Source organism: Legionella massiliensis (genome assembly GCF_000756815.1).
Classification (GTDB): domain Bacteria; phylum Pseudomonadota; class Gammaproteobacteria; order Legionellales; family Legionellaceae; genus Tatlockia; species Tatlockia massiliensis.
Window position 1 is genome coordinate 1,458,816 of record NZ_CCVW01000001.1, and the last position, 19,661, is coordinate 1,478,476.

The following is a 19,661-nucleotide window of genomic DNA, read 5'->3' on the forward strand; positions in this document are numbered from 1 at the left end:
ACAAACAACTAGGCTTCTAATATAGCCGCCACCCCCATCCCACCAGCCGTACAGATAGAGATCAGACCGCGTCCTTTTCCTCTTTGATGCAACATTTTAGCCAGGCTAGCCACAATGCGAGTACCAGTTGCAGCAAAGGGGTGACCTAGGGCGACACTTCCTCCTTTGATATTCATCTTAGAACGATCGATAGGGCCTAAGGCCATTTCGCGGTGAAGAACCCGTTTACAATACTCATCGGATTCCCAGGCTTTTAAGGTGCAGAGGACTTGCCCCTCAAACGCCTCATGAATTTCATAAATATCAAAATCCTGCAAACTGAGATTATTGCGTTTTAGGAGTTTGGAAACTGCGATGGTGGGTGCCATTAATAAGCCTTCGCCATGCACATAGTCAACAGCAGCAACCTGAGCATCAACAAAGCGTGCTAACAAAGGGTGATCGTATTTTTTAGCTACCTCTTCACACAAGAGATAGACCGCTGAGGAACCATCGGTCAGTGGTGTGCTATTACCTGCAGTCAAGGTGCCTGCGCCACTGAAATCGAAGGCTGGTTTGAGTTTTGCCAATTTTTCCATAGAGGTATCTTTACGCAAGATACTATCTCGTTTTAACCCCTTAAATTCAAAAACGAGATCATCATAAAAACCTTCTTCATAGGCTTTTACTCCATTTTGATGGCTTAGAAAGGCTAGTTCGTCCTGTGCCTCACGGCCGATACCCCATTCTTTTACCATTTTTTCAGTATGCTGACCCATAGACAAACCTGTCCGTGGTTCAACAACGGCAGGGAACTGTGGTTTTAAGTCACTAGGCCGGAAGGATAGAAAGACTTTCAGCTTTGCTGAAAAATCTTTCGCAGAGTTTAGGGCAAGTAATTTTTGTGCGAAGGAACGACGAAACATAATAGGAAGATCGCTATTGGTATCTACCCCTGCAGCAATACCATCATCAATCTGGAAATTCGCAATTTTCAAAGCGATTTGTAAGGTCGTTTCAAGGCTGGTGCCACAGGCTCTTTGTAAAGTATAACCGGGTGTGTGCGGATCCAGCTCAGAACCAAGGACGCATTCTCTTGCCAAATTCCAGTCAAATGAACTATTCATTACAGCACCTAAACCGACATCCCCTAAAATTCTTTTCTCAAGGTGCATTGTTTTAATTAATTCCGCTAGGGAAGCAATCATTAAATCCTGGGTAGAGATATTGCTATAACTAGTCATCGATTTAACAAAAGGAGTTCTTACACCCCCGGCGATATAAACAGGCCTTGTTTTCATGGTCATAGTCCTTTTCTGGTGGCAGCTAAAGTTTAGCAGGGATTTGGAGATCCCGCGGTCAAGCCGCGGGAGTTCGTGATATCAGAACCTTCGAATCCCCGCGGGGTCTTACGATGGTGGTGAAGTTCTTATAATTCTTACAAAGCCGCAATACTATTTCAACAGCTCTGGTTATGCCTGTTTAGCTCCCTGCAAACCCCCTCTTAATTAATCCTTAACCTTCATGTGCTAAATTTTATCAGTGGGTCGATTATTTACGCTTATAGAGATAAATAAATGGTTAAGACTATTGCAAAACAACGTGTTAATTTCGGTGTGGCCGAAGATACAGAGCTATCGCGTCATGAATATCACCGTACTCTGCGAGCGGCTATTGAATTATCGGCAACCAGCCATTCTTATCAAGAGACAGAGACTGGAGCGGTTTACCAATGGGATAATATCGCGCCGGAAATTGCTCGAGTAATTATCGATGAAGCGAAAGAAAGAGGTATTTCAATCAGTCAAGAGGTGATTCAAGAAATTGGTTTAGAGGCTTATAACAACCAAATTTTGGATAATATCCTCAGTCTGCTGACCTCCAATCCTGATTATGCCCTTTTTACCGAAAAATTAGCTCTTGCAATCAGCGATGGACAGTCAACTCAGCTTAGCCTTGAAGTCTTGCTCGCCGCAGGGATTGATAGTCCTGAAAAGCTCGATCAGATTTATACACAATTGTTGCTTGGACAAAAAAAGTTAACTAAAAATTTCCCCAATTTTAATAAAATCCATGAAACGGATGACTATGCTCAGGTCATAGAGTATCTAATTTCCCAGCCGCTCTTCGACAAGTTTTTAAGACTATTTACTGCAAGTTTGGCCAAAGAATATAACGCTGGTCGTGCGGAAGTGGATCATATACAGCCCCCAAGCCTATTTACGAAAGACTCCTTAGCTAATTTTCTGCAATCCCTTAGCACTAATCTTGTTTTAAAAGCGCCACCTGTATCAGAGAAGTTAACAGCGAATACTCTGTACATGGAAATTGTTGATGACAAGCTGGAATACACAGTTATTGCTCCCAATGGGCAAAGATCTAGCGGCTGGCTTAGCCAAGAACAGCTAGGTTTTGCTTTCAATCGCACAACGACAGAAGAAGAATTAAAACAGCATTTACCCACTATTTTGAAAATTACAGAGCAGCGTAAGCATACCGGTCATTTTATCAATGGGAATACTGCCTTATTGAAAGAAAAAGGACAGGGGTTTCTAAAGAGCGAAACCACAGAAAATATTTTTCTTTCGCATTTACCCGCTGTAGATTTGGTGAAGGATGAGGCCTACAAATTTTCTATTTATCAATGGGTTGAACAAGGCAATATGCCTGTATTGAAAGATCAGATTGTTGCAAGGGCTTGTTCTGAATATGAACGAAGTCTCAATTCGGCTATCAATAAGGCAAAACAAGCCTTCCCCATGGATGAGGACTTTGCAACCCATGCTGATGCTATTGCAATTTTAATGAGGGAAATAGCAGCCCTAACTGCTTCGCTTGAAGTAGACGCCCATGAGCAGGATATAAAATTAGATACAAAAATAGCTGAGTTAGCTGAGCATTTGACTTGGATGAAAGATTATTATGGTGAAAATCCTATACAGAAAGAAGGCGAGACCTTCCCTTCAACTGCGGGTAACTTTAATGATTTTCTTAGCAAGGTTGTTTTTGGTTCAAACTCCAAAAAGGTAGTAAGTTATCTTCCCAATCCCGAAGATCAATCGGGCTACCTAAAACTTGATTTGCTGCGACTTGTGCAGCAATTAATTAATAACGATGCGGTTGTCCGTGTTCGTTCAAGCACTCAGCAGGGGCCTGTAAATTTAGTCAACGAGTCGCATGAGCCGCTGGCTCCAGCTCGTGTGTTGCGTGAACAATTGAAAGAAAAATTAACGGCTCAGCTGAAAAATAATGTCCACCATCACTATACCTTGCAAAGTTATGAGAATGACAATCTAAAATTGCAACAAGCGCCTCTAACCTTTAGGGGTGGCAACGTAGAAGATACCTTAGAAAAAACGCGGACCTTTGCTAAAAAAATGACGAGAGGGGGTGAGTTTTCTGCTGATAGCCATTTGCTAATTGGCCAGGAAAACAATCTCAAAAAACATGAAACACGTTCAGCTACAGCGTCCAAGCAAATTGCTAGCACTGGTAATGATGGAACCCGCTCAGCGACTGAATCATTGGATGTTGCAATGAGGTTTGGCGGTAATAAAGACGTGAAAATCCTCTATATCCTACGCGGAAAGAATGCTTTTAATTCTCAGGACTTCTTAGATCCCATAGGTAAAAACTCCTACAGTGAAATAGCTTATACCCATGTTGATCCAAGCGATTATGTGATGACGATTATCTATAACAAAGACAATACTATCCTTGGCGTAATACCTGGAGATTTATCCGGTGAAATCTCTGGGATTAATGAGTTCACCAGAGAGGTATTGCAGGCTGGTATTGATTTTTACAATATAAGTCATGATTCTGAGCGTGTTGGTACCGTAAAATTACCAAAGCCTGACGATCAGGCAACGACTGCGCCCCCCCATCTTAAAAGTTCTAAGTCGCTTATGGGAATTATCGAATCGCATAAGACTGAGACAACAGCAACAAAGCAGCCCAATACAGGGCAACTAGCTAGTGTGCGAATTCAACCTACCCAAGCTGCAAATGGCAGTAAACAACTGGCTATGAGCTTGGTTCGTCCTGGAATTGTCCTGACGCCGCCATCAACCCTTAGCTTGCCTAAGCAGCCATTTCATTTTGATCCCCGGCGACTGCTGGAGGTTCAAATTGAGGCTAATCGTCAGTATCGCATGCGACATGTCTTGACTTTGAACTCCTTTACTCGATGGAGCCGCTCAGAGCGATTAATTCAAGAGAACTACAACCGCATTTTACAAAGTGGTTTTATGGATGGTCCAATTGATGAACAATTGCACCATGCTAATATTGCTCAGGAAGAATGGCTAACCGATGTTCTTGTACCTCGAGTTGATACTGCTCTTTTGTTGAATATAGCGGCAAGGTTAATCACTGACTATGCTGTTGATGTTGAAGAAGTGAATGTGCTTTCCCAAGAGATGCTCCTGGAAATTTTGTCTGAAACTGGCACCACTATTACTGATATTCGCTCTAAGATCTTCAGTGAATTTGATTCCTTAGCCGAAGCAGGGCCTTACCAGGAATGTCTGGAAAAAGCGAAAGCTAAGATGGGGAAAATTTATCCAATGCTTGAACCCGATACCCATGGTTATACAACCAAGCTGGCTTCTTGCTTTGCGATGGAGAGGAATAAATATATTAAAAAACGGACTCATGAACTAGTAGGAGAATTTTTAGATCTGCATTTCGCCAAGTATGCTGCCGCTAAGAATCTTCAATTAAAGCCTGTTTTTCCTTTGGCAGACAACAAAGATTATGTCTTCCTAGGTGCTGCTGCTAGTGGTAAGAGTACAATTTCCAATCAATATTTTTCTCCCGAAGATAAAAAGAATTTTGTATCTCTGGCAACCGATGATTATCGTGGTATTTGCAGGCCTTATACCGGGGATTTTGAAAAAGAGGAAACTGAGCAGGTCTTCGTAAGAACCCAAGATTCCGCTTATCTTGTCTCTGAGCTAGTTGAGGAGCGCATGCGTGCTAAGAAGTCGGAAAGACCTAATGTCATTGTTGATGGTGTGACCTATAAAGCCTCTCATCGTGAACTTGTCGAGCAAAATAAGAATTCAATTGTGGTCTGTGCCTGTCTGGATGATATGTCGCTGGCCGTTAAGCGCTCTTATGACAGAGCGATGAAAGAAGATGCGGGTTCTGCTGATAAAGGACGGCATATCAATACCTCCAGTTTGATTGCTATGCATAAAACCGCAAGCATCAATCTAATTAAATATTGCGCCCCCAATTCGCGAATAGCCTTTTATGATACGAATGTACCTAGAGGCACAAATCCTCCTTTAATTGCAGTAGTTGATACTCATGTTGAAAAAACCTTGACTGTAAGTAATGAACCCGGGGCTTTGATGCGAGTCACTTCCTTTTTTAATAAGGCTCGGGTCAATGTTAACGCACAAGGTGATGACAGTTTGTTCTTCAGCAAATCAAAGAAAACAGTATTTCAAATTGACTCATTATTCGCTGTGCTGGGCTTTGGTTATAAAATAGCCTTAAATGGGGAGAACGATAAACCTTATCTAAGCATTGAGAAAAACCCAAGAGGCGGCATCGTTATGCAGGTGATTGATCCACAGCAACTTGAGAAAAAACTAAGTGAATCGAGCGGGGCAGAAAAAGAGCTCATGCAAATGCTGGTGCTTTATGCTCACTATGGCAGCCTGAAAGAAGTAAACAAGCAACTCATAGTACATGATGGAAAAATAGATTCCTTGGTGGCTAAAATATTGCCAATTATCATGGCGACAAGTACAATCTCTCAGGAAGTGAAGCCTGACCAGGGTAGCGACATCTCACTCTTTCACTGAATTAACCTGGTCTCTTGATTATGGAGAAAGCCTAATGCAAGCAAAAATTGAATTGTATAAAAATGATGTAGAACAATTTATCGATGATATACGCAGATTATTTGATACAACTGAAGACCTCACTGAAAGAGCTAATCGCCAGGGTGTATTCGATACTTTGCTAACTCTAGCGACCTATGCCACCCCCAGTCAGCTTGAAAGCGAGTTTAAGCGAACCCTCCCACGCGAAGCTGATGAGACGCTGAATTATCTGCGTAATAAGCTCAAGGAAATTAATGGTGTCTGTACATCTACACTTAGTACTAGCCATGAACTGTATTCTGGGCCTTTCCTAGGATTTGCTGATGCTTCTACCCAGCAAGCATTTCGTAATGAACTAAGTGACGAAATTACAAGGCTGGTTCTTGGAAAAATGGGTCAAACCTTTGAGCCAGAGTCTTTTTCTCTAGTTTCACCGAGATAGTGTCATTAACGAAAAGCATTTTTTACACAGCTTTCGTAATAGGTCACGTCCCCCCACCTCTTATCTAAGGAAAACCTTGATTACGCTGCTCTGCATCAAGGTTTCATTTAAATTCACTACTCTGGGATTTCGCTTTGCTATAGACTCCACATTCAAGCCGCGGCACTTAGGCATCGGAGGCTCAGCCCACGGTATTTAAGATAGTTGTCGAGGGCTAGTACCAGCTTCTTCAGTTGTTATGTCTTGACCATAACGCTTTTCCATTAGTTTTCTGATTTTTTCTCGCACTTGTTCTTCTTCAAGGTCATCAGGTGAGTGAAAAAAGATAGGGCTTTTGCTTCCATGAAGGGGGACGCTTTGGTAGTCATCATAACGCTTAGGTCTAGGTGGAATATCTATTGGTTTGGTAGCGGAAGCATCATGTTTCTTGGACATAACTTTATACTCCTTGTGATCAAATAGAATATCTTTTAGAAAATATTACTAATAATGAGGCAGGCTGGCAACTATAAGGACGTAAAAGTTGCAATCCCTTTTCCCGTAATAGGTCACCCCTACCCCAGTATTGAATTCCGGCGGCTTGACCCATAGGTATCTACATAAGTGTCTGTAATTGAACGCCCTGTCCCCCCAACGCCACGTCCTCCTGAGCGCAGCGAAGGATCTCCGGGATTAGCACGGTGCCACATTCAGGAGATCCTTCGCTGCGCTCAGGATGACGTAGTGTTGAGACCAGGAGGGACATGGCCTATTACCTTTTCCCCAGATAAGGAAAAGGGATAAGCATTATTATATCTTGAACGTTTTTTCTTGAACGGTGAGAAGGCAGGCGCCTAATAAGGATTCAAGGCAGTCATAGACTTTCTGATCAACCTGCTCGACTACTGCCTTTTTGCAAAGATCTAGTGATGAGAATGAGAGTGAGCCTGAGTTAAATTTAGCTGTTTTTCCCTGGAATTTCTTTTCTAGTGCAATGTCAGCAAGACAGGCTTTAATTTTTTCAGACCAATCAGCATGGATGTATAGCTCATTACTATAATGTGTTATCTGGGCTACTAAAGAGCCATGGTTTTTATTAGTAAAGGCTGGATTAGCAGAAATCTTCAGAATGATGCTGCGAAGGATCCTAGAAACAATGTCCTTTTGAATAACAAGGTGGAAATCATGCGGCATTGGATTTAGATGTGACTCCAACAATTTATTAATAAGAACTGTTAGTGAATAATAACCATAGATAATAGTTTCTTCCTTTTTCTCACAAGACTTACGGTATTCTTGAGTAATGCTGGATTGTTCCTGCTCAAAAATAATGGATTGATGCAGGACAGTTGCCATTTGCTTTAGGGTTTCGCCAATTGATTCCCTTGCGACCTTTTGTGAATCATGCAAAAGGTAGTGCTTAAAGGCTTCAAGAGCCTCTTGGGTATCTCTATGTAAAGAGCAAGCAGTTGATAAATTGAGTTGAACATTCTTATCGATTAAGGCGAACCAGTTCCATTGTAAGGCCTCAACTCTCAGCGCAAATATTTTGCCATTAAACAAATCGTGGCTATCCTGATTACCCCTAAAAAGTGCGTCATAGGCTTTATATGCTTCGCTTTGGTACTCAGTTTGCACTTTTTTAAAGTCACCGTTTGCCATGGACTGCATGATTGACTGACAAAAATAATCAGTAATTTCTTTGCGAACCTCATGCGAAAAATGGGCGCATTTAGAAAAGTCTTCATAGCATTTATTAATTAAACCCAGGGTTAGTTCAATGTAATTAAGGAGTTGCACTTTCAATTGCTGCTGTTGCAGAGTGGCTTTAGGGCGTTCAATAAAATATCTATCATCTCGCAGAAAATGCGCTTTGCGTGGTGGCTCAGCTGCCTTCTTGAGCAGGGTGCGGTAGGCCAGCGTTTCACCATTTAAATTGACATTAAACTCACTACTAATTAAATCAGTTAATAGAAGTGAGGGAGGATAATCACCTGCTTTTAGTCTTATGCGTGCCTTTGATTTAGTTGATGTTAGTTTGTTGTCTGAGCCAGAAATAACCACACTAGAGCTTGCTGAGTTGTGTTGCTCTGAAGAACTGCGCGAATTACTTTGGGAGCGTTTGGTTTTGAAAAAAGTGTCGGTTGTTGCATAAGAACTATCAGAGGGAGCGATATCCTCAGAAATTGGCTTTAACTTGTTGGAAGTCTGTTTAACAAGCGGGCGTTTTGTTGTATAGGGATAGGTTTGCGCAAAGCTTGTTAAATCCTTAATCACTAGTTGCTGATTTTCTATTGTTATTCCAACAGGTAGTGTTGTTGGTTTGTCTGAATTAGCCTGTTGTAAATCAGAGGGGAGAGCTTGTGTTGCGCGATCGGTTTTTGTGTCGTACACCCAACTTTGTGATGGGTCTAAGCCTGGTATGGTTGTAAAGTAGATTTTCATAAATACCTAATAGATAAAATAAGCCTGGCAATTGTGCATATTTTTATCTATTTAGTCAATGGATGTTCTATGAAAATAGCCCTAAAAACGTCAAAAAAATGTCGTATTTACTTGTTTTCGTCAAAATTTTGTCTTTTTGGCGTGTTTTTGGTAATAGGTCAGCCCTATCACCCTAATGCAACGTCATCCAGAGCGCTGAGACAAGGAGGGACGTGGCCTATTACTGTTATCTTTGTGTTCAATATTTGTGTAATCGATGCTTTTGATATCTGATATCGAAAAAAGTAAATTGGCTTTTGTTTGCTATTGTCTATCTGGCCATAGCTTGTCTAGCTCTTTGGCTGTGAGCTCAGAACTCTGTCTGCTGAAGTGTTCTACTCGAGAGTCGGTCTTTCTTAATTCAGGGGCTTTACCAAATAAATTATCCAGATTCTCATGGTCAGGAAGAACCTCATGGCCGTTCTTTAATATACTTTGCGGGCCAACATGGCCATGCACAAATCTCACTTTGAAATGGCCGGCTGGCCTGGTTACTAGTTCATTACCCAGAGCACGATTCCAGATCAATCGTTGCAGAGGAATGATAAGTGGAATAGGAAACCTCAGGTCTGCTGAGCCTTCTGCCTTGATGAGTCGGGCTAGTTTATTTTGTTTTAATACCTGTTGGATCAGGCTATTAATTGCCTCAATTGTCTTTATAAGATCGCTAAGATGGGTGTCGAGATAGGGTAGGTTAAATTTTTCAGCGATGGCCTTAACTGTTTCAAGCCCGATTGGTGCGTGTGAAAAGAGGGTCAGTTCATTAGGCAAGGAGACTGTATAATTAAGGGCTTTTATCAATGGCCGGTAAGACTGCTCAACAATAGTTCGTATTTCATGTTCATCGACTAGATTCTGGCGAATTAAATAATACATATTCCAAAGGGATTCTCCTTGCCCAGCTCCCAAATCATAGTGTCCGCTAAATTGCTCTCTCTCATAATCCTGAATAAATTCGACTCCGTGATTGGAGAGAAGAACCTCCAGGTTAATCCCTTCAAGCTGTAATTTTTGCAAGACCAATAGGGTGAAATAGTCATTTTGTCCGCGATCAGCTAAGTCATCGCCAATCAGTGTAAGGGCTCGTTTTTTACTCATGTTAGCTTTTTGAATAATTTGCTTAAATTCAGAAAGGTCTTTCTCGGTCAGCTCTTGGACTGGTTTGAAATAAATTGTTTTTAGGATGTCATAGTCTTCCCTGTTTATGTGCAGAAAGCCTTCTTCAATCAAGCTATAAATTAATTTAAGGGCGTTGCCGTGCAAATCACCCAAGCTGACATGACTATGACTCAGCTCAAGTATTTTAGGATAGCTATTTAAATTTGCCTGGCGGTAACACAGAGGCATTTTATACTCCAGCTTGCTTTTTTTAATTATAGATTAAGGGAGGTTGTGTCATTCCCGCGAAGGCGGGAAACTATTTCTAAGAAGCACAGTGCTAATGTTGGGATAGATTCCCGCCTTCGCGGGAATGACCTACTCAATAATAATAGTGAGGCTATAGCTTTTTCTTAACAAGCCATAACAAGGGGAGAGCTAAAAGCTGGATGGCGATTGAAAAACCTACTAAAAGTGGAATGGATTTATCATAAAGTAAGCCCATGGCAAAACTTCCTAAAAACCAAAAGATACCAAAGCCTGTGTTGAAAATACCGTAGGCAGAACCGCGTTTTTCCTTTGGAGTCATATTGGCTACGATAGCTCGCATTAGGGATTCATGAGCGCCTACCCCGGTACTCCAGAGGATAATGCCAAGCAAGGCTTGATGGAAATTTCCTAAAAAAACTAAGGGGGCAAAGAAGGTGGAAAGCAGGGAGACAATGATTAATACAATAAAGCCCTTACGATCATAAAGATGACCAAAGAGGGGGGCTGTTAAAGAGTTCAGGCCGACTGCTATGGCATAGGAAATCGGAATCCATACCGGTGATAAAAGCCCTGTTTTCTGAAAATGATAGGCAATCAAGGGAAAATCGGCATAGCCTGCGGCTATTAGTGAAGCACCGAGAAGATAGAGCCAAAAGGCGTTTTTCATCCCCTGAGGATCCAAGTTATCTTGATGGGCTTCCAATTCATGGGGGTGGGGATAGAGCCATCTAGCGCGGGTTAATAGGGTTAGGGCAATTAAGGCAGGTATCAATAAGATGGCAAAGCCTTGCTGGTAACTGCCTTGGTAATACAAGATTAACGCGATAATCAAGGGGCCAAGCATCGCGCCAATTTGATCAATCGCTTCATGCAAACCAAAGACCCATCCCATCCCAATTTTAGGGCCAGCATGGGACAGCATGGCATCACGTGCTGGGATTCGTAAGGCTCGTCCTGCTCGTTCACTAATAATCAAGATGGCTGCCGTCCACCAGTGATTCGTTAAGGCTAAGAGTGGCACTGCTAGTAAGTTAATGGCATAGCCAATGATGGTAATCGTCCAATATCTGCCAGTTTTATCGGCTAGATAACCTGAGAAAAGGCGTAGGGCATAGCCGATGAATTCACCAAAACCGGCAACAAAGCCCACGATGGCTGCATTAGCCCCTAATAAGGCTAAATAAGGCCCGGTAATGCTGCGTGCTCCTTCATAGGTCATGTCAGCAAATAGGCTGACAAAACCTAGGAAGAGCACGAAGCGTAGTGCTTTTGATTTGGTTAGCAAGGCGAGCCCTTCAATCGTTTTTCATCAGCTTATCCTCAGACGCCTTTTTCATCACAATAATACTAATACGACGGTTATTAGGATTTAGAGGATTGGTCTTATCAAGTAATACAGTGGAAGCAAAGCCGGTTACCTGCATCACCTTATCTTCCGGCATGCCCGCTTGGATGAGTGCACGGCGGGCTGCATTGGCGCGTTGGGTTGATAATTCCCAATTACTCTTTGTTAAATCGTCAGGGCTATTGTAAGGATTGCCATCCGTATGACCTTGAATACTCACCTTGTTAGGCACTGTAGCTAGCAGTTTGGCAATTTTATCAAGAATCGGCTGTACGGCCGGATCCATTTCATCACTACCCATGGGAAACATGGGTTGATTTTTGTTATCTATTAATTGGATACGTAACCCTTCTGAAACAACATCCATTAAAAGCCTATTTTTCAGGTCTGCAAGGGTAGGGTCATTGTTAACGGTGAGCATAATATTTGACTTTAATTGCTCTAACTGCTTCATTTCAGCTTGTTTATTCTCATCCGCAACCTTAGGTTTTTCACCATCAGCCGTTTGCTCAGCGGAAACCTGGCCGTCATGTTTATCTAAATTGTCGCCGCCGCCATTAATCGTTTGTGCCCGAGAACCCATGCTATCGCCACCAATCATGGCAATACGAAAAGGCTGCTTAAAGTATTCACTCAGACCATCTTTTTGCGCTTTGTTTAATGAGGCGACAAGCCACATGAGAAGGAAAAAGGCCATCATCGCGGTTACAAAATCTGCATAAGCAATCTTCCATGAGCCACCATGATGGCCATGGCCACCTTTTATCGTTTTCTTTATGACAATCAAGTCTTTTTTGCCATCAGCATCTGTATTCGTAGACATAACTTCCGTAAGCTCTTAGGTCCTATTCACCGAAAGTCTGCTTTTCTCGCAACCAGCGCTCAAATCCAAACTTTCACCAAGATTCTATATAGCCCCCTGGGTTTAGGCAGGCTACTTTTATCTAATACTTAAGCCGCTGGGGTTTCTGCTTCTGACTTAGCCGGTTTAATTTCATCATTAAGCTCATTGAAAGTTGGTCTTGACGATGACAATAAGACCTTGCGGCCAAATTCTGTGGCAATCAGAGGTGGATTATTATTCAGGCTGGCTAAGAGTGTTACTTTAATACAATTCATCATGAGCAGCGCTTCATCTGCCCGTTGCTCCATAGCACTGGCGATTGGACCAATAAAACCATAGCCCAGCAAAATCCCCAGGAAGGTTCCCACCAGGGCATGAGCAACTAACACTCCAAGCTCTGCAGGCGGAAGGTTAATTGATTCCATGGTATGTACTACCCCTAAGACCGCCGCAACAATACCAAAGGCTGGCATACCATCAGCCAGCTTGGTGATAGCATTAACCGGGATGAGCTCCTCTTGATGAAAGGTAGCAATTTCGCTATCCATCAATGATTCTAGTTGGAAAGGTTGCATATTCGAGGTAATCATCAGGCGTAAATAATCACAGATGAATTCGATAAGATGATGTTTGGCCAACAATCGGGGATAGTTCTTAAAAATAGTAGAGTTAGCTGGCTCATCAACATCAGTTTCCAGAGACATTAAACCTTCTTGGCGAGCTTTATTGAGTAAGGCGTAAAGCAGACCCAATAAGTCTTTATATAACACTTTAGACGATTTTGGACTTCGAAAAACACCAGGTAATGCCTTAGCAATCGCTTTTAAAACACTGGCACTATTTCCCACAATCAGCGAACCTAGAGCGGCTCCGGCAATAATTAATAACTCAACTGGCTGAAAGACTGCAGCTAAATGTCCTCCAGCTAAAGCGAAACCACCAAATACAGACAATAAAATAACGAGATAACCAATCAAAATAACCATTCTCAATCCCTAAAAACGCTATCCATTTGATTTTTCAATACTAATTGAAATAATCCAAGATTTCTTTAACTAACTTTAACCTAAAAGCTTTTTGCCCCCTCTCAACTGCGCGCAGCGTGGGGGAGAGGGCTAGGGTGCTTAAGGGCATTTGTCATTCCCGCGAAGGCGGGAAACCATCTCTACATTGGCACTGTGCTTAGCTAGAAATAGTTTCCCGCCTTCGCGGGAATGACAAAACCGTCCTTAACTTAACGGCAGTGTGCCTACCCCCTCCCTCACGCTACGCGCGGTAGAGAGGGGCTCATGAATATACTCCTATCTAAGATAATCATGCACAACACGGCCATAGGGCAAGGTCAAATCAGTCAAGATGTGTACAGCCTTGACAATTCGCTTAACGGGTAAGTGTGCCAGCGGCGCTAAAGCATGGTGAGTTAGCTCCAAACGAGCAGGTCCAGTCCAGGCTCCTTTCACAACGACATTTTCCAATTGATACTCGACCAATTCACAAATGCGGGTTGTGCCATCAACATGGGGAATTATCTTTAATAAATAAGAAGGTGCCGACATTGATTTAGCAACCGCTTCCCTATCTAAGCGCTCATATTTAAAACCCATGGTTGCTGTTGCAACGCGACAGCTGCCATAGTCGAGCAGACCGATAAGTGTTTCTTTCTCAACCTTTAATGTGGGCTGCGCTAATTTTTTGGGGAAACCCCAAATTTCACGGCCACCGGAAATAGGGGGTTGATCATCAAGATACATTGCATGTGTATAGCTTCCTGCCTTTCCCTTATAACGTACCGGAATCACCTGACCTGATTCAGTATAATCACCAAAGCCAGTGGAATCTGGCATCCGAATCACCTCAAAATTTACCAGCGGTTCCACGACTTCCAAAGGGGTTGGTACGATTTCGCGAAGCAACTCAATATCAGTCTCATAAGTGATTATAAAATATTCGCGGTTAGTAAAATGATAAGGACCGCGCGGGTAAGAGGGGCTGGAGAACGGCATCGCAAAAGCATTCTCTCTAATTTGTGACTCATCCATGTTTAAATTCTCCCAGGTTTATTCCATATACCAGCCATGACTTACGACAAGTGACTGCCCTGTGAGTGCATTTGAGCCAAAGGCGGCAAAGAATAAGGCCGTTTGTGCCACGTCATCCACAGTAGTAAATTCACCATCAACAGTATCTTTGAGCATGATTTTTTTAACGACATCTTCCTCGCTGATTCCCAATTCTTTTGCTTGTTCTGGTATTTGTTTTTCGACTAAAGGTGTACGCACAAAACCAGGACAGATCACATTAGCATGTATACCGTATTGTGCCGCTTCTTTAGCAACAACCTTGCAGAGCCCTAAGAGGCCATGCTTGGCTGTTACATAGGGTGCTTTTAGTTTGGATGCTTCTTTGGAATGAACTGAGCCCATATAAATAATGCTACCGCCCTTATTGGCAGCATACATATATTTCAGACAGGCCTTGGTAGTGAGAAAAGCGCCATCCAGTTGAATGGCAAGCATTTTTTTCCAGTCAGAAAAAGCGAGATCTACAATAGGTGAAATAATTTGAATACCAGCATTAGAAACGAGGACATCAATACCGCCAAAACGCTTAGCAACGGCATCCACACCTTTATTGACATCGTCCTCGTCGATGACATTCATTGCAACAGCCATTGCCTGGCCATTTTCAGCATTAATTTCATCTGCAACTTGTTGGGCTTGATTAAGATTGAGATCAGCAATAGCAACCTTGGCACCTTCGCGGGCATAAAGCAGAGCGATCTCTTTTCCAATACCACTTGCAGCACCTGTGACAATAGCAACCTTATTTTTTAGACGCATGATGACTATCCCTGTTTAATGATTGATTTAAGAAGTATATACCCAAGAAACTTTAAAATGCTATTTTGCTTTAGGCTTTGTTGAAATTTGCTTGATGTATTTTTACAGCATCCTCGCAGCCGCTAACGTCAATTATGGATATTTATATTCGTTCGCGCTGAGCAACTCAGCCCCTTTGGGGCAAATATCAGGAAAGAACTTCGAATCAGAAGCCCCTCATCTATCATTCGGACACCTTTTCTCCACACTTAAGTGAAGGAAATAATGAAAACCGTTCTTTGAGAGGAATGTACGTAAGCACATGTCTCGAAGCGCCACTATAGACAGGCTTCGAGACGGTCTAAAGGCCTCCTCAGCCCGAACGGTTTTGAGGTAACGTGAGCCCCGCGGCTTAACCGCGGGAATGCCTGAATCAGAGTATTAGTAGTAATAGTAAGGTCTATTATAGTAATACCTTCTATCTTGTTCTTGGCCTATCTGATTACCTATCAAAGCGCCTGCTCCTGCGCCAACGACAGTCCCCAGAGCGCTACCTCCGGTAACAGCATAGCCTAGCCCAGCTCCGGCAGCTCCACCAGCAGCTGTTCCAACCTGAGTTGAAGTACAAGCACTAAGGGTAATCATTGCGAAACCTGCAAAGGCAATGGGTGCTATGATTTTTTTCATATTGATTTCCTTGAGTTATATTGTTTCCTTCAAATGAAAGTTTAGTATAAAAAAATAATTTTGTTTAAAAATTAATCAATATGTTTTTCTAAGAAAGATTTTTTGGCTTGAGAAATTATTCATCCACCAGTAGTATTGGCAAATTGTTTTCATGAAAAGAGGGCGTTATGTTTCGAGGAAGTATAGTAGCTCTAGTTACACCGATTTATCAGGATAAAGTCGATATTCCCCGTTTGCGTGAATTAGTTGAATTTCATATTTCAGCAGGAACACATGCTATCGTTGCCGCAGGGACAACAGGCGAGGCTGGTACCTTGTCGCATGAGGAAAAACTCTTAGTTATCAAAACGGTTATCGAGCAGGCTCGCGAGCGAATCCCCGTGATCGCAGGAACAGCGATGAATTCGACAAAGGATTGTATCGAATTGACTAATGCGGCTATGGAGTGTGGTGCTCACGCAGCCTTAATTATGACCCCTGCCTATATCAAACCAACCCAGGAAGGCCTTTATCAGCATTACAGCCATATTGCTAATTCAGTGGCTATGCCTATCATCCTTTATAACGTTCCAGGCCGTACTGTTTGTGATTTATTGCCTGAAACGGTGGCAAGGCTTTCTAAGATTTCTAATATAATTGGTATCAAAGAAGCTACGGGGCAGATGACTCGCCTGCAACAAATACTTCGCTTATCTGAAGGCGCTATGGATGTTTATAGTGGTGACGATGCCACTGCAGCACAATGGATGCTAGCTGGGGCAAAAGGGGTAATCTCGGTAACAGCGAATGTTGCAGCAAGGCAAATGGCTAAACTTTGTGATGCTGCTTTAGATGAAGATCAGGCGAGTTGTTTGCGTCTGAATGAGCAATTGATGCCTTTGCATCAGTTATTGTTTGTCGAGGCTAATCCCATTCCTGTGAAATGGGCATTGTATAAAATGGGCTTAGTGAGTGATGAATTAAGATTGCCCCTGACAAGTTTGTCAGCGGAGCATCATAGCGCTTTAGAGCATGTACTTCGTACCTTACAGCTTGTATAAACCCTAGAAAACTGTGTTTTTTAGGATAATGAGGATTTTGTTGTGAAAAAAATTGGTTTACTTCTTATTTCCGTGCTGCCTTTAGCCGCTTGCTCGCAATTTGCTTCTAATGGTGATAAACAATATTTACAGAGCCGAAATGGAGTAGGGGTTGTCGTTCCTTCTCCATTGACTGATTCTAATATCAGTCATTTTTATGATTTGCCGTCACAGAATCAAAACCCTTTGGTCAGTATAGCTCCGCCATCTGCTCCAGAGGTAAAGCAAGAACCTAACTAACAGTTGGTGACTATGTCAATATCAGAATCAGATGAATTAGTTATTATCCAGGAATTGTCGAAGCGCATCGTTGAGGCGCAAAGTCAAATACGCATTTTGGACAGTATTAAATGGGATGATTCGATAAGGCAGGATTTTTTTCAAAATAAAGCAAAACGCTTACCTGTTGTTGACCAGTCTTATTACCAGAACAGGCCTTTACCTTTTAATGCTCAGGAAAAGCAAGAAGAGTTTCGTTTGATTTTACGCGATGCCCAGAATCAGCTTGGCCAATATACGCCGATTACTCGCTTGATAAAACGCCAGTGCGAAGAGTATTCACAAGCAGCGCGTATGCTTGCTGTGCGTGGTACTAACACCTTTTGTGAATTAGCAACGGAACTCTATGGCAGCCCCGATGATGCCTTCTATCCTGGCGGGCCGCGTTTATCTGAACTAGGGACTCTGTTATTTGATGTGCTCACTGCACTTGATGTGCAGCTGCAATCAGAGGCCGATATTAAGCACTACACCCCTAAACAGGCACAGGAGATTTTGCAGGAACGTTTAGGCCATTTCTTTGATCAGCATCCAGGCAAAGTAACGGTGATGGTTAGTGATGGAATGGTGGCTGATGCTTCCGCAGGAGCGGATAGCATTAAGCTTAGCCAGCAGGCAATGTTCTCTGAGCGTGATCTTAAGTACCTTGAAGTACACGAAGGTTGGGTGCATGTTGGTACAACCCTGAATGGCGCCATGCAACCCTATTGCTTCTTTCTGTCCAAGGGCTCTCCTTCAAGTAGTGTCATTCAAGAAGGTTTGGCAGTAATCACCGAGGTTGTTACTTTTTCGTCTTATCCAGGGCGTGTACGTAAAATCACTAATCGGGTGATTGCCCTAGATAAGGTAAGGCAGGGCGCGAATTTTCTTGATATTTATCGTTATTTCATCGATTGCGGTTTGACTGAAGAGGATAGTTATAACCAAGCAGTCCGTATTTTCAGAGGATCTACGCCTGAGGGTGGCCCTTTCACCAAGGATTTGTCTTATGCCAAAGGATTTTTGCTGATTTATAATTACATGCGTTTTGCTATCAGCCAGCGCCATATCGACTCAATACCGCTATTATTCACTGGTAAACTGGTATTGGATGATTTGCCACTTTTGGGTGAATTAAGGGATAGAGGCTTTTTGGCACCACCAGTCTATTTACCCCCACCATTTCGCGATCTTGCGGCACTTAGCGCCTGGATGAGTTTTTCACTCTTCCTGAATAAATTTAGTTTGAATGAGATACAGAAGAATTTTCGTTTTCTTTTGGTGTAGTGATATAGCTTCATTGCTTTGATCTTGCTAACTCCTAACTAGTTTTTTAAGTCTATAATGAACATAAAAGAAACTAATGGTATTAAAATTAGTTAATTTTGAAACCGTAAAGGAGCAATATTATGGATCTAAAAACACTAGCTGGCCAAAGCCCCCAAATTCTGGCGGTTGTTGAAGCCATAAGAAGTGATCCCAGCTTTTTGAATGAGTTAAAGACTAATCCCCAGGAAGCATTGAGTAAAAAGGGCCTTCAGCTCGATGAAGAAGAACTGGGAATTGTCCAAAAATTGGGAGAGTTTGAGGCTGAAGCAGAAAACATTTTTAATAAAGTAAAAGGACTCTTTGGTTTTAATGATAAGGAAGGAAACTAGCAAAGGATTGAGCTGCTAGGATTTTGCTGTCGTAAAATGAGAGGTTGTACTACTTATGTCAATTTAAGATAGGGAGTTCAAAATGCAAAATATAAAATTCAGCAGGATCAATCAATTTATGATTGCTTTTGCTTTATTTCTGATGCCCTTAGCAGGCGTTTATGCAGCATGTTGCGCGGGGCATGGAGGAGTAGCCTCCTGTAACAAATCGACAGGTTTCCAAATGTGTAAAGATGGTACCCCTTCTCCATCTTGTAAATGTACACAAGGAAAAAGCACAACTACGACGACTCCTAAGTCTAAAGCCGCAACAACTCCAGCCGGCACTACTACCTCGCCAGCAACTACATCAACTAACAAGACTAAATCTAAATCGACATCTACCACAACACCAGCTACTACCACTGCCCCAGTAACTAAAACTACTCCCAAAAGCACATCAAGTGCAAAAGGATGTTGTTCAAACCATGGTGGGGTAGCCCAATGTAATAAAGCGACTGGGTATCAAATGTGCAAAGATGGTAGCCAATCACCTAGCTGTGGTTGTCAATAACGCTCTATCGGGTTCCCGCGGCATAGATCGCGGGAATTCGGGATGGGGGTGCCTGCTACTCTGACAAAGCGAAGTAATAGGTCACTCTCCTTCCGGCATCCTGAGCGTAGCGAAGGATCTCCTGAATGTGGCAGATGCTAATCCCGAAGATCCTTCGCTACGCTTCCAAAGACGTACGTCATGTCGAACGTAGAGAGACATCTCCTAAGTGTAGAACTGTGCTAATCCCGGAGATCCCTCACCATGTTCGGGATGACGAGGTCTTTATCGATGTTTGCCCTTATGGGGTTAGGGCGCTCAGGATGACAGGCTATGTTAGAGGAACC

General features: G+C 42.6%; 17 protein-coding genes. 7 read left to right on the forward strand and 10 right to left on the reverse strand.

All coding sequences use genetic code 11. The features are described 5' to 3' along the window. Window positions 1-8: 8 nt before the first annotated feature. Window positions 9-1,280, reverse strand: a complete 1,272-nt coding sequence (locus BN1094_RS06285; RefSeq protein WP_176695263.1) for an acetyl-CoA C-acetyltransferase — start codon at window positions 1,278-1,280, stop codon at window positions 9-11. Window positions 1,281-1,556: 276 nt separating this feature from the next. Between BN1094_RS06285 and BN1094_RS06290 the strand changes: the two genes are divergently transcribed. After that, entirely contained in the window at window positions 1,557-5,798 is a 4,242-nt protein-coding gene (locus BN1094_RS06290) for a zeta toxin family protein (RefSeq protein ID WP_043873431.1), read from the forward strand. 34 nt (window positions 5,799-5,832) lie between these two features. Next, window positions 5,833-6,261, forward strand: a complete 429-nt coding sequence (locus BN1094_RS06295; protein ID WP_043873432.1) for a hypothetical protein — start codon at window positions 5,833-5,835, stop codon at window positions 6,259-6,261. A 195-nt stretch (window positions 6,262-6,456) separates the two neighbouring features. Here the strand turns inward: BN1094_RS06295 and BN1094_RS06300 are convergent, their stop codons facing one another. From BN1094_RS06300 to BN1094_RS06340, 9 genes are all read right to left on the reverse strand, one after another. Further along, on the reverse strand, window positions 6,457-6,696 hold the full coding sequence (locus BN1094_RS06300; protein WP_043873433.1) for a hypothetical protein: 240 nt from the start codon (window positions 6,694-6,696) through the stop codon (window positions 6,457-6,459). A 354-nt stretch (window positions 6,697-7,050) separates the two neighbouring features. Continuing rightward, entirely contained in the window at window positions 7,051-8,685 is a 1,635-nt protein-coding gene (locus BN1094_RS06305; protein WP_043873434.1) for a hypothetical protein, read from the reverse strand. Between the two features lie 303 nt (window positions 8,686-8,988). After that, complete coding sequence (gene wip / locus BN1094_RS06310) at window positions 8,989-10,071, reverse strand: Dot/Icm T4SS effector Wip (protein WP_043873435.1); 1,083 nt, start codon at window positions 10,069-10,071, stop codon at window positions 8,989-8,991. 151 nt (window positions 10,072-10,222) lie between these two features. Next, window positions 10,223-11,377, reverse strand: a complete 1,155-nt coding sequence (locus tag BN1094_RS06315; RefSeq protein WP_245614204.1) for an MFS transporter — start codon at window positions 11,375-11,377, stop codon at window positions 10,223-10,225. A 10-nt stretch (window positions 11,378-11,387) separates the two neighbouring features. Continuing rightward, window positions 11,388-12,260 carry a flagellar motor protein MotB gene (gene motB, locus BN1094_RS06320; protein WP_043873437.1) on the reverse strand — a complete coding sequence of 291 codons (873 nt, stop codon included), beginning with the start codon at window positions 12,258-12,260 and terminating at the stop codon, window positions 11,388-11,390. A gap of 128 nt (window positions 12,261-12,388) precedes the next feature. After that, window positions 12,389-13,267: a flagellar motor stator protein MotA gene (motA, locus tag BN1094_RS06325; RefSeq protein WP_043873438.1), complete on the reverse strand. Its 879-nt coding sequence runs from the start codon at window positions 13,265-13,267 to the stop codon at window positions 12,389-12,391. Window positions 13,268-13,582: 315 nt separating this feature from the next. Beyond that, window positions 13,583-14,320 carry an acetoacetate decarboxylase gene (locus BN1094_RS06330; protein WP_043873439.1) on the reverse strand — a complete coding sequence of 246 codons (738 nt, stop codon included), beginning with the start codon at window positions 14,318-14,320 and terminating at the stop codon, window positions 13,583-13,585. 18 nt (window positions 14,321-14,338) lie between these two features. After that, window positions 14,339-15,121, reverse strand: coding sequence for a 3-hydroxybutyrate dehydrogenase (locus BN1094_RS06335; RefSeq protein WP_043873440.1), 783 nt, complete (start codon window positions 15,119-15,121; stop codon window positions 14,339-14,341). A gap of 420 nt (window positions 15,122-15,541) precedes the next feature. Continuing rightward, window positions 15,542-15,787, reverse strand: coding sequence for a glycine zipper domain-containing protein (locus BN1094_RS06340; RefSeq protein ID WP_043873441.1), 246 nt, complete (start codon window positions 15,785-15,787; stop codon window positions 15,542-15,544). 167 nt (window positions 15,788-15,954) lie between these two features. Here BN1094_RS06340 and dapA point away from each other — a divergent pair, with 167 nt between their 5' ends. The 5 genes from dapA to BN1094_RS06365 all read left to right on the forward strand — a co-directional run bounded on the left by dapA (window position 15,955) and on the right by BN1094_RS06365 (window position 19,335). Further along, window positions 15,955-16,827: a 4-hydroxy-tetrahydrodipicolinate synthase gene (gene dapA, locus BN1094_RS06345; RefSeq protein ID WP_043873442.1), complete on the forward strand. Its 873-nt coding sequence runs from the start codon at window positions 15,955-15,957 to the stop codon at window positions 16,825-16,827. A gap of 42 nt (window positions 16,828-16,869) precedes the next feature. After that, window positions 16,870-17,106: a hypothetical protein gene (locus BN1094_RS06350; RefSeq protein WP_043873443.1), complete on the forward strand. Its 237-nt coding sequence runs from the start codon at window positions 16,870-16,872 to the stop codon at window positions 17,104-17,106. A gap of 12 nt (window positions 17,107-17,118) precedes the next feature. Continuing rightward, entirely contained in the window at window positions 17,119-18,411 is a 1,293-nt protein-coding gene (locus BN1094_RS06355) for a flavohemoglobin expression-modulating QEGLA motif protein (protein ID WP_043873444.1), read from the forward strand. A gap of 122 nt (window positions 18,412-18,533) precedes the next feature. Continuing rightward, complete coding sequence (locus BN1094_RS06360) at window positions 18,534-18,782, forward strand: hypothetical protein (protein WP_043873445.1); 249 nt, start codon at window positions 18,534-18,536, stop codon at window positions 18,780-18,782. Between the two features lie 82 nt (window positions 18,783-18,864). Beyond that, entirely contained in the window at window positions 18,865-19,335 is a 471-nt protein-coding gene (locus tag BN1094_RS06365) for a hypothetical protein (protein ID WP_043873446.1), read from the forward strand. Window positions 19,336-19,661: the final 326 nt, after the last annotated feature.

What these genes read in the sequence shown, in the direction of transcription:
- wip (WP_043873435.1), bottom strand. Translation starts at nt 10,071, where the DNA reads ATGCCTCTGTGTTACCGCCAGGCAAATTTAAATAGCTATCCTAAAATA.
- BN1094_RS06300 (WP_043873433.1), bottom strand. Translation starts at nt 6,696, where the DNA reads ATGTCCAAGAAACATGATGCTTCCGCTACCAAACCAATAGATATTCCA.
- BN1094_RS06355 (WP_043873444.1), top strand. Translation starts at nt 17,119, where the DNA reads ATGTCAATATCAGAATCAGATGAATTAGTTATTATCCAGGAATTGTCG.
- BN1094_RS06290 (WP_043873431.1), top strand. Translation starts at nt 1,557, where the DNA reads ATGGTTAAGACTATTGCAAAACAACGTGTTAATTTCGGTGTGGCCGAA.
- BN1094_RS06365 (WP_043873446.1), top strand. Translation starts at nt 18,865, where the DNA reads ATGCAAAATATAAAATTCAGCAGGATCAATCAATTTATGATTGCTTTT.
- motB (WP_043873437.1), bottom strand. Translation starts at nt 12,260, where the DNA reads ATGTCTACGAATACAGATGCTGATGGCAAAAAAGACTTGATTGTCATA.
- BN1094_RS06295 (WP_043873432.1), top strand. Translation starts at nt 5,833, where the DNA reads ATGCAAGCAAAAATTGAATTGTATAAAAATGATGTAGAACAATTTATC.
- BN1094_RS06305 (WP_043873434.1), bottom strand. Translation starts at nt 8,685, where the DNA reads ATGAAAATCTACTTTACAACCATACCAGGCTTAGACCCATCACAAAGT.
- BN1094_RS06335 (WP_043873440.1), bottom strand. Translation starts at nt 15,121, where the DNA reads ATGCGTCTAAAAAATAAGGTTGCTATTGTCACAGGTGCTGCAAGTGGT.
- dapA (WP_043873442.1), top strand. Translation starts at nt 15,955, where the DNA reads ATGTTTCGAGGAAGTATAGTAGCTCTAGTTACACCGATTTATCAGGAT.
- BN1094_RS06330 (WP_043873439.1), bottom strand. Translation starts at nt 14,320, where the DNA reads ATGGATGAGTCACAAATTAGAGAGAATGCTTTTGCGATGCCGTTCTCC.
- BN1094_RS06340 (WP_043873441.1), bottom strand. Translation starts at nt 15,787, where the DNA reads ATGAAAAAAATCATAGCACCCATTGCCTTTGCAGGTTTCGCAATGATT.
- BN1094_RS06360 (WP_043873445.1), top strand. Translation starts at nt 18,534, where the DNA reads ATGGATCTAAAAACACTAGCTGGCCAAAGCCCCCAAATTCTGGCGGTT.
- BN1094_RS06285 (WP_176695263.1), bottom strand. Translation starts at nt 1,280, where the DNA reads ATGAAAACAAGGCCTGTTTATATCGCCGGGGGTGTAAGAACTCCTTTT.
- motA (WP_043873438.1), bottom strand. Translation starts at nt 13,267, where the DNA reads ATGGTTATTTTGATTGGTTATCTCGTTATTTTATTGTCTGTATTTGGT.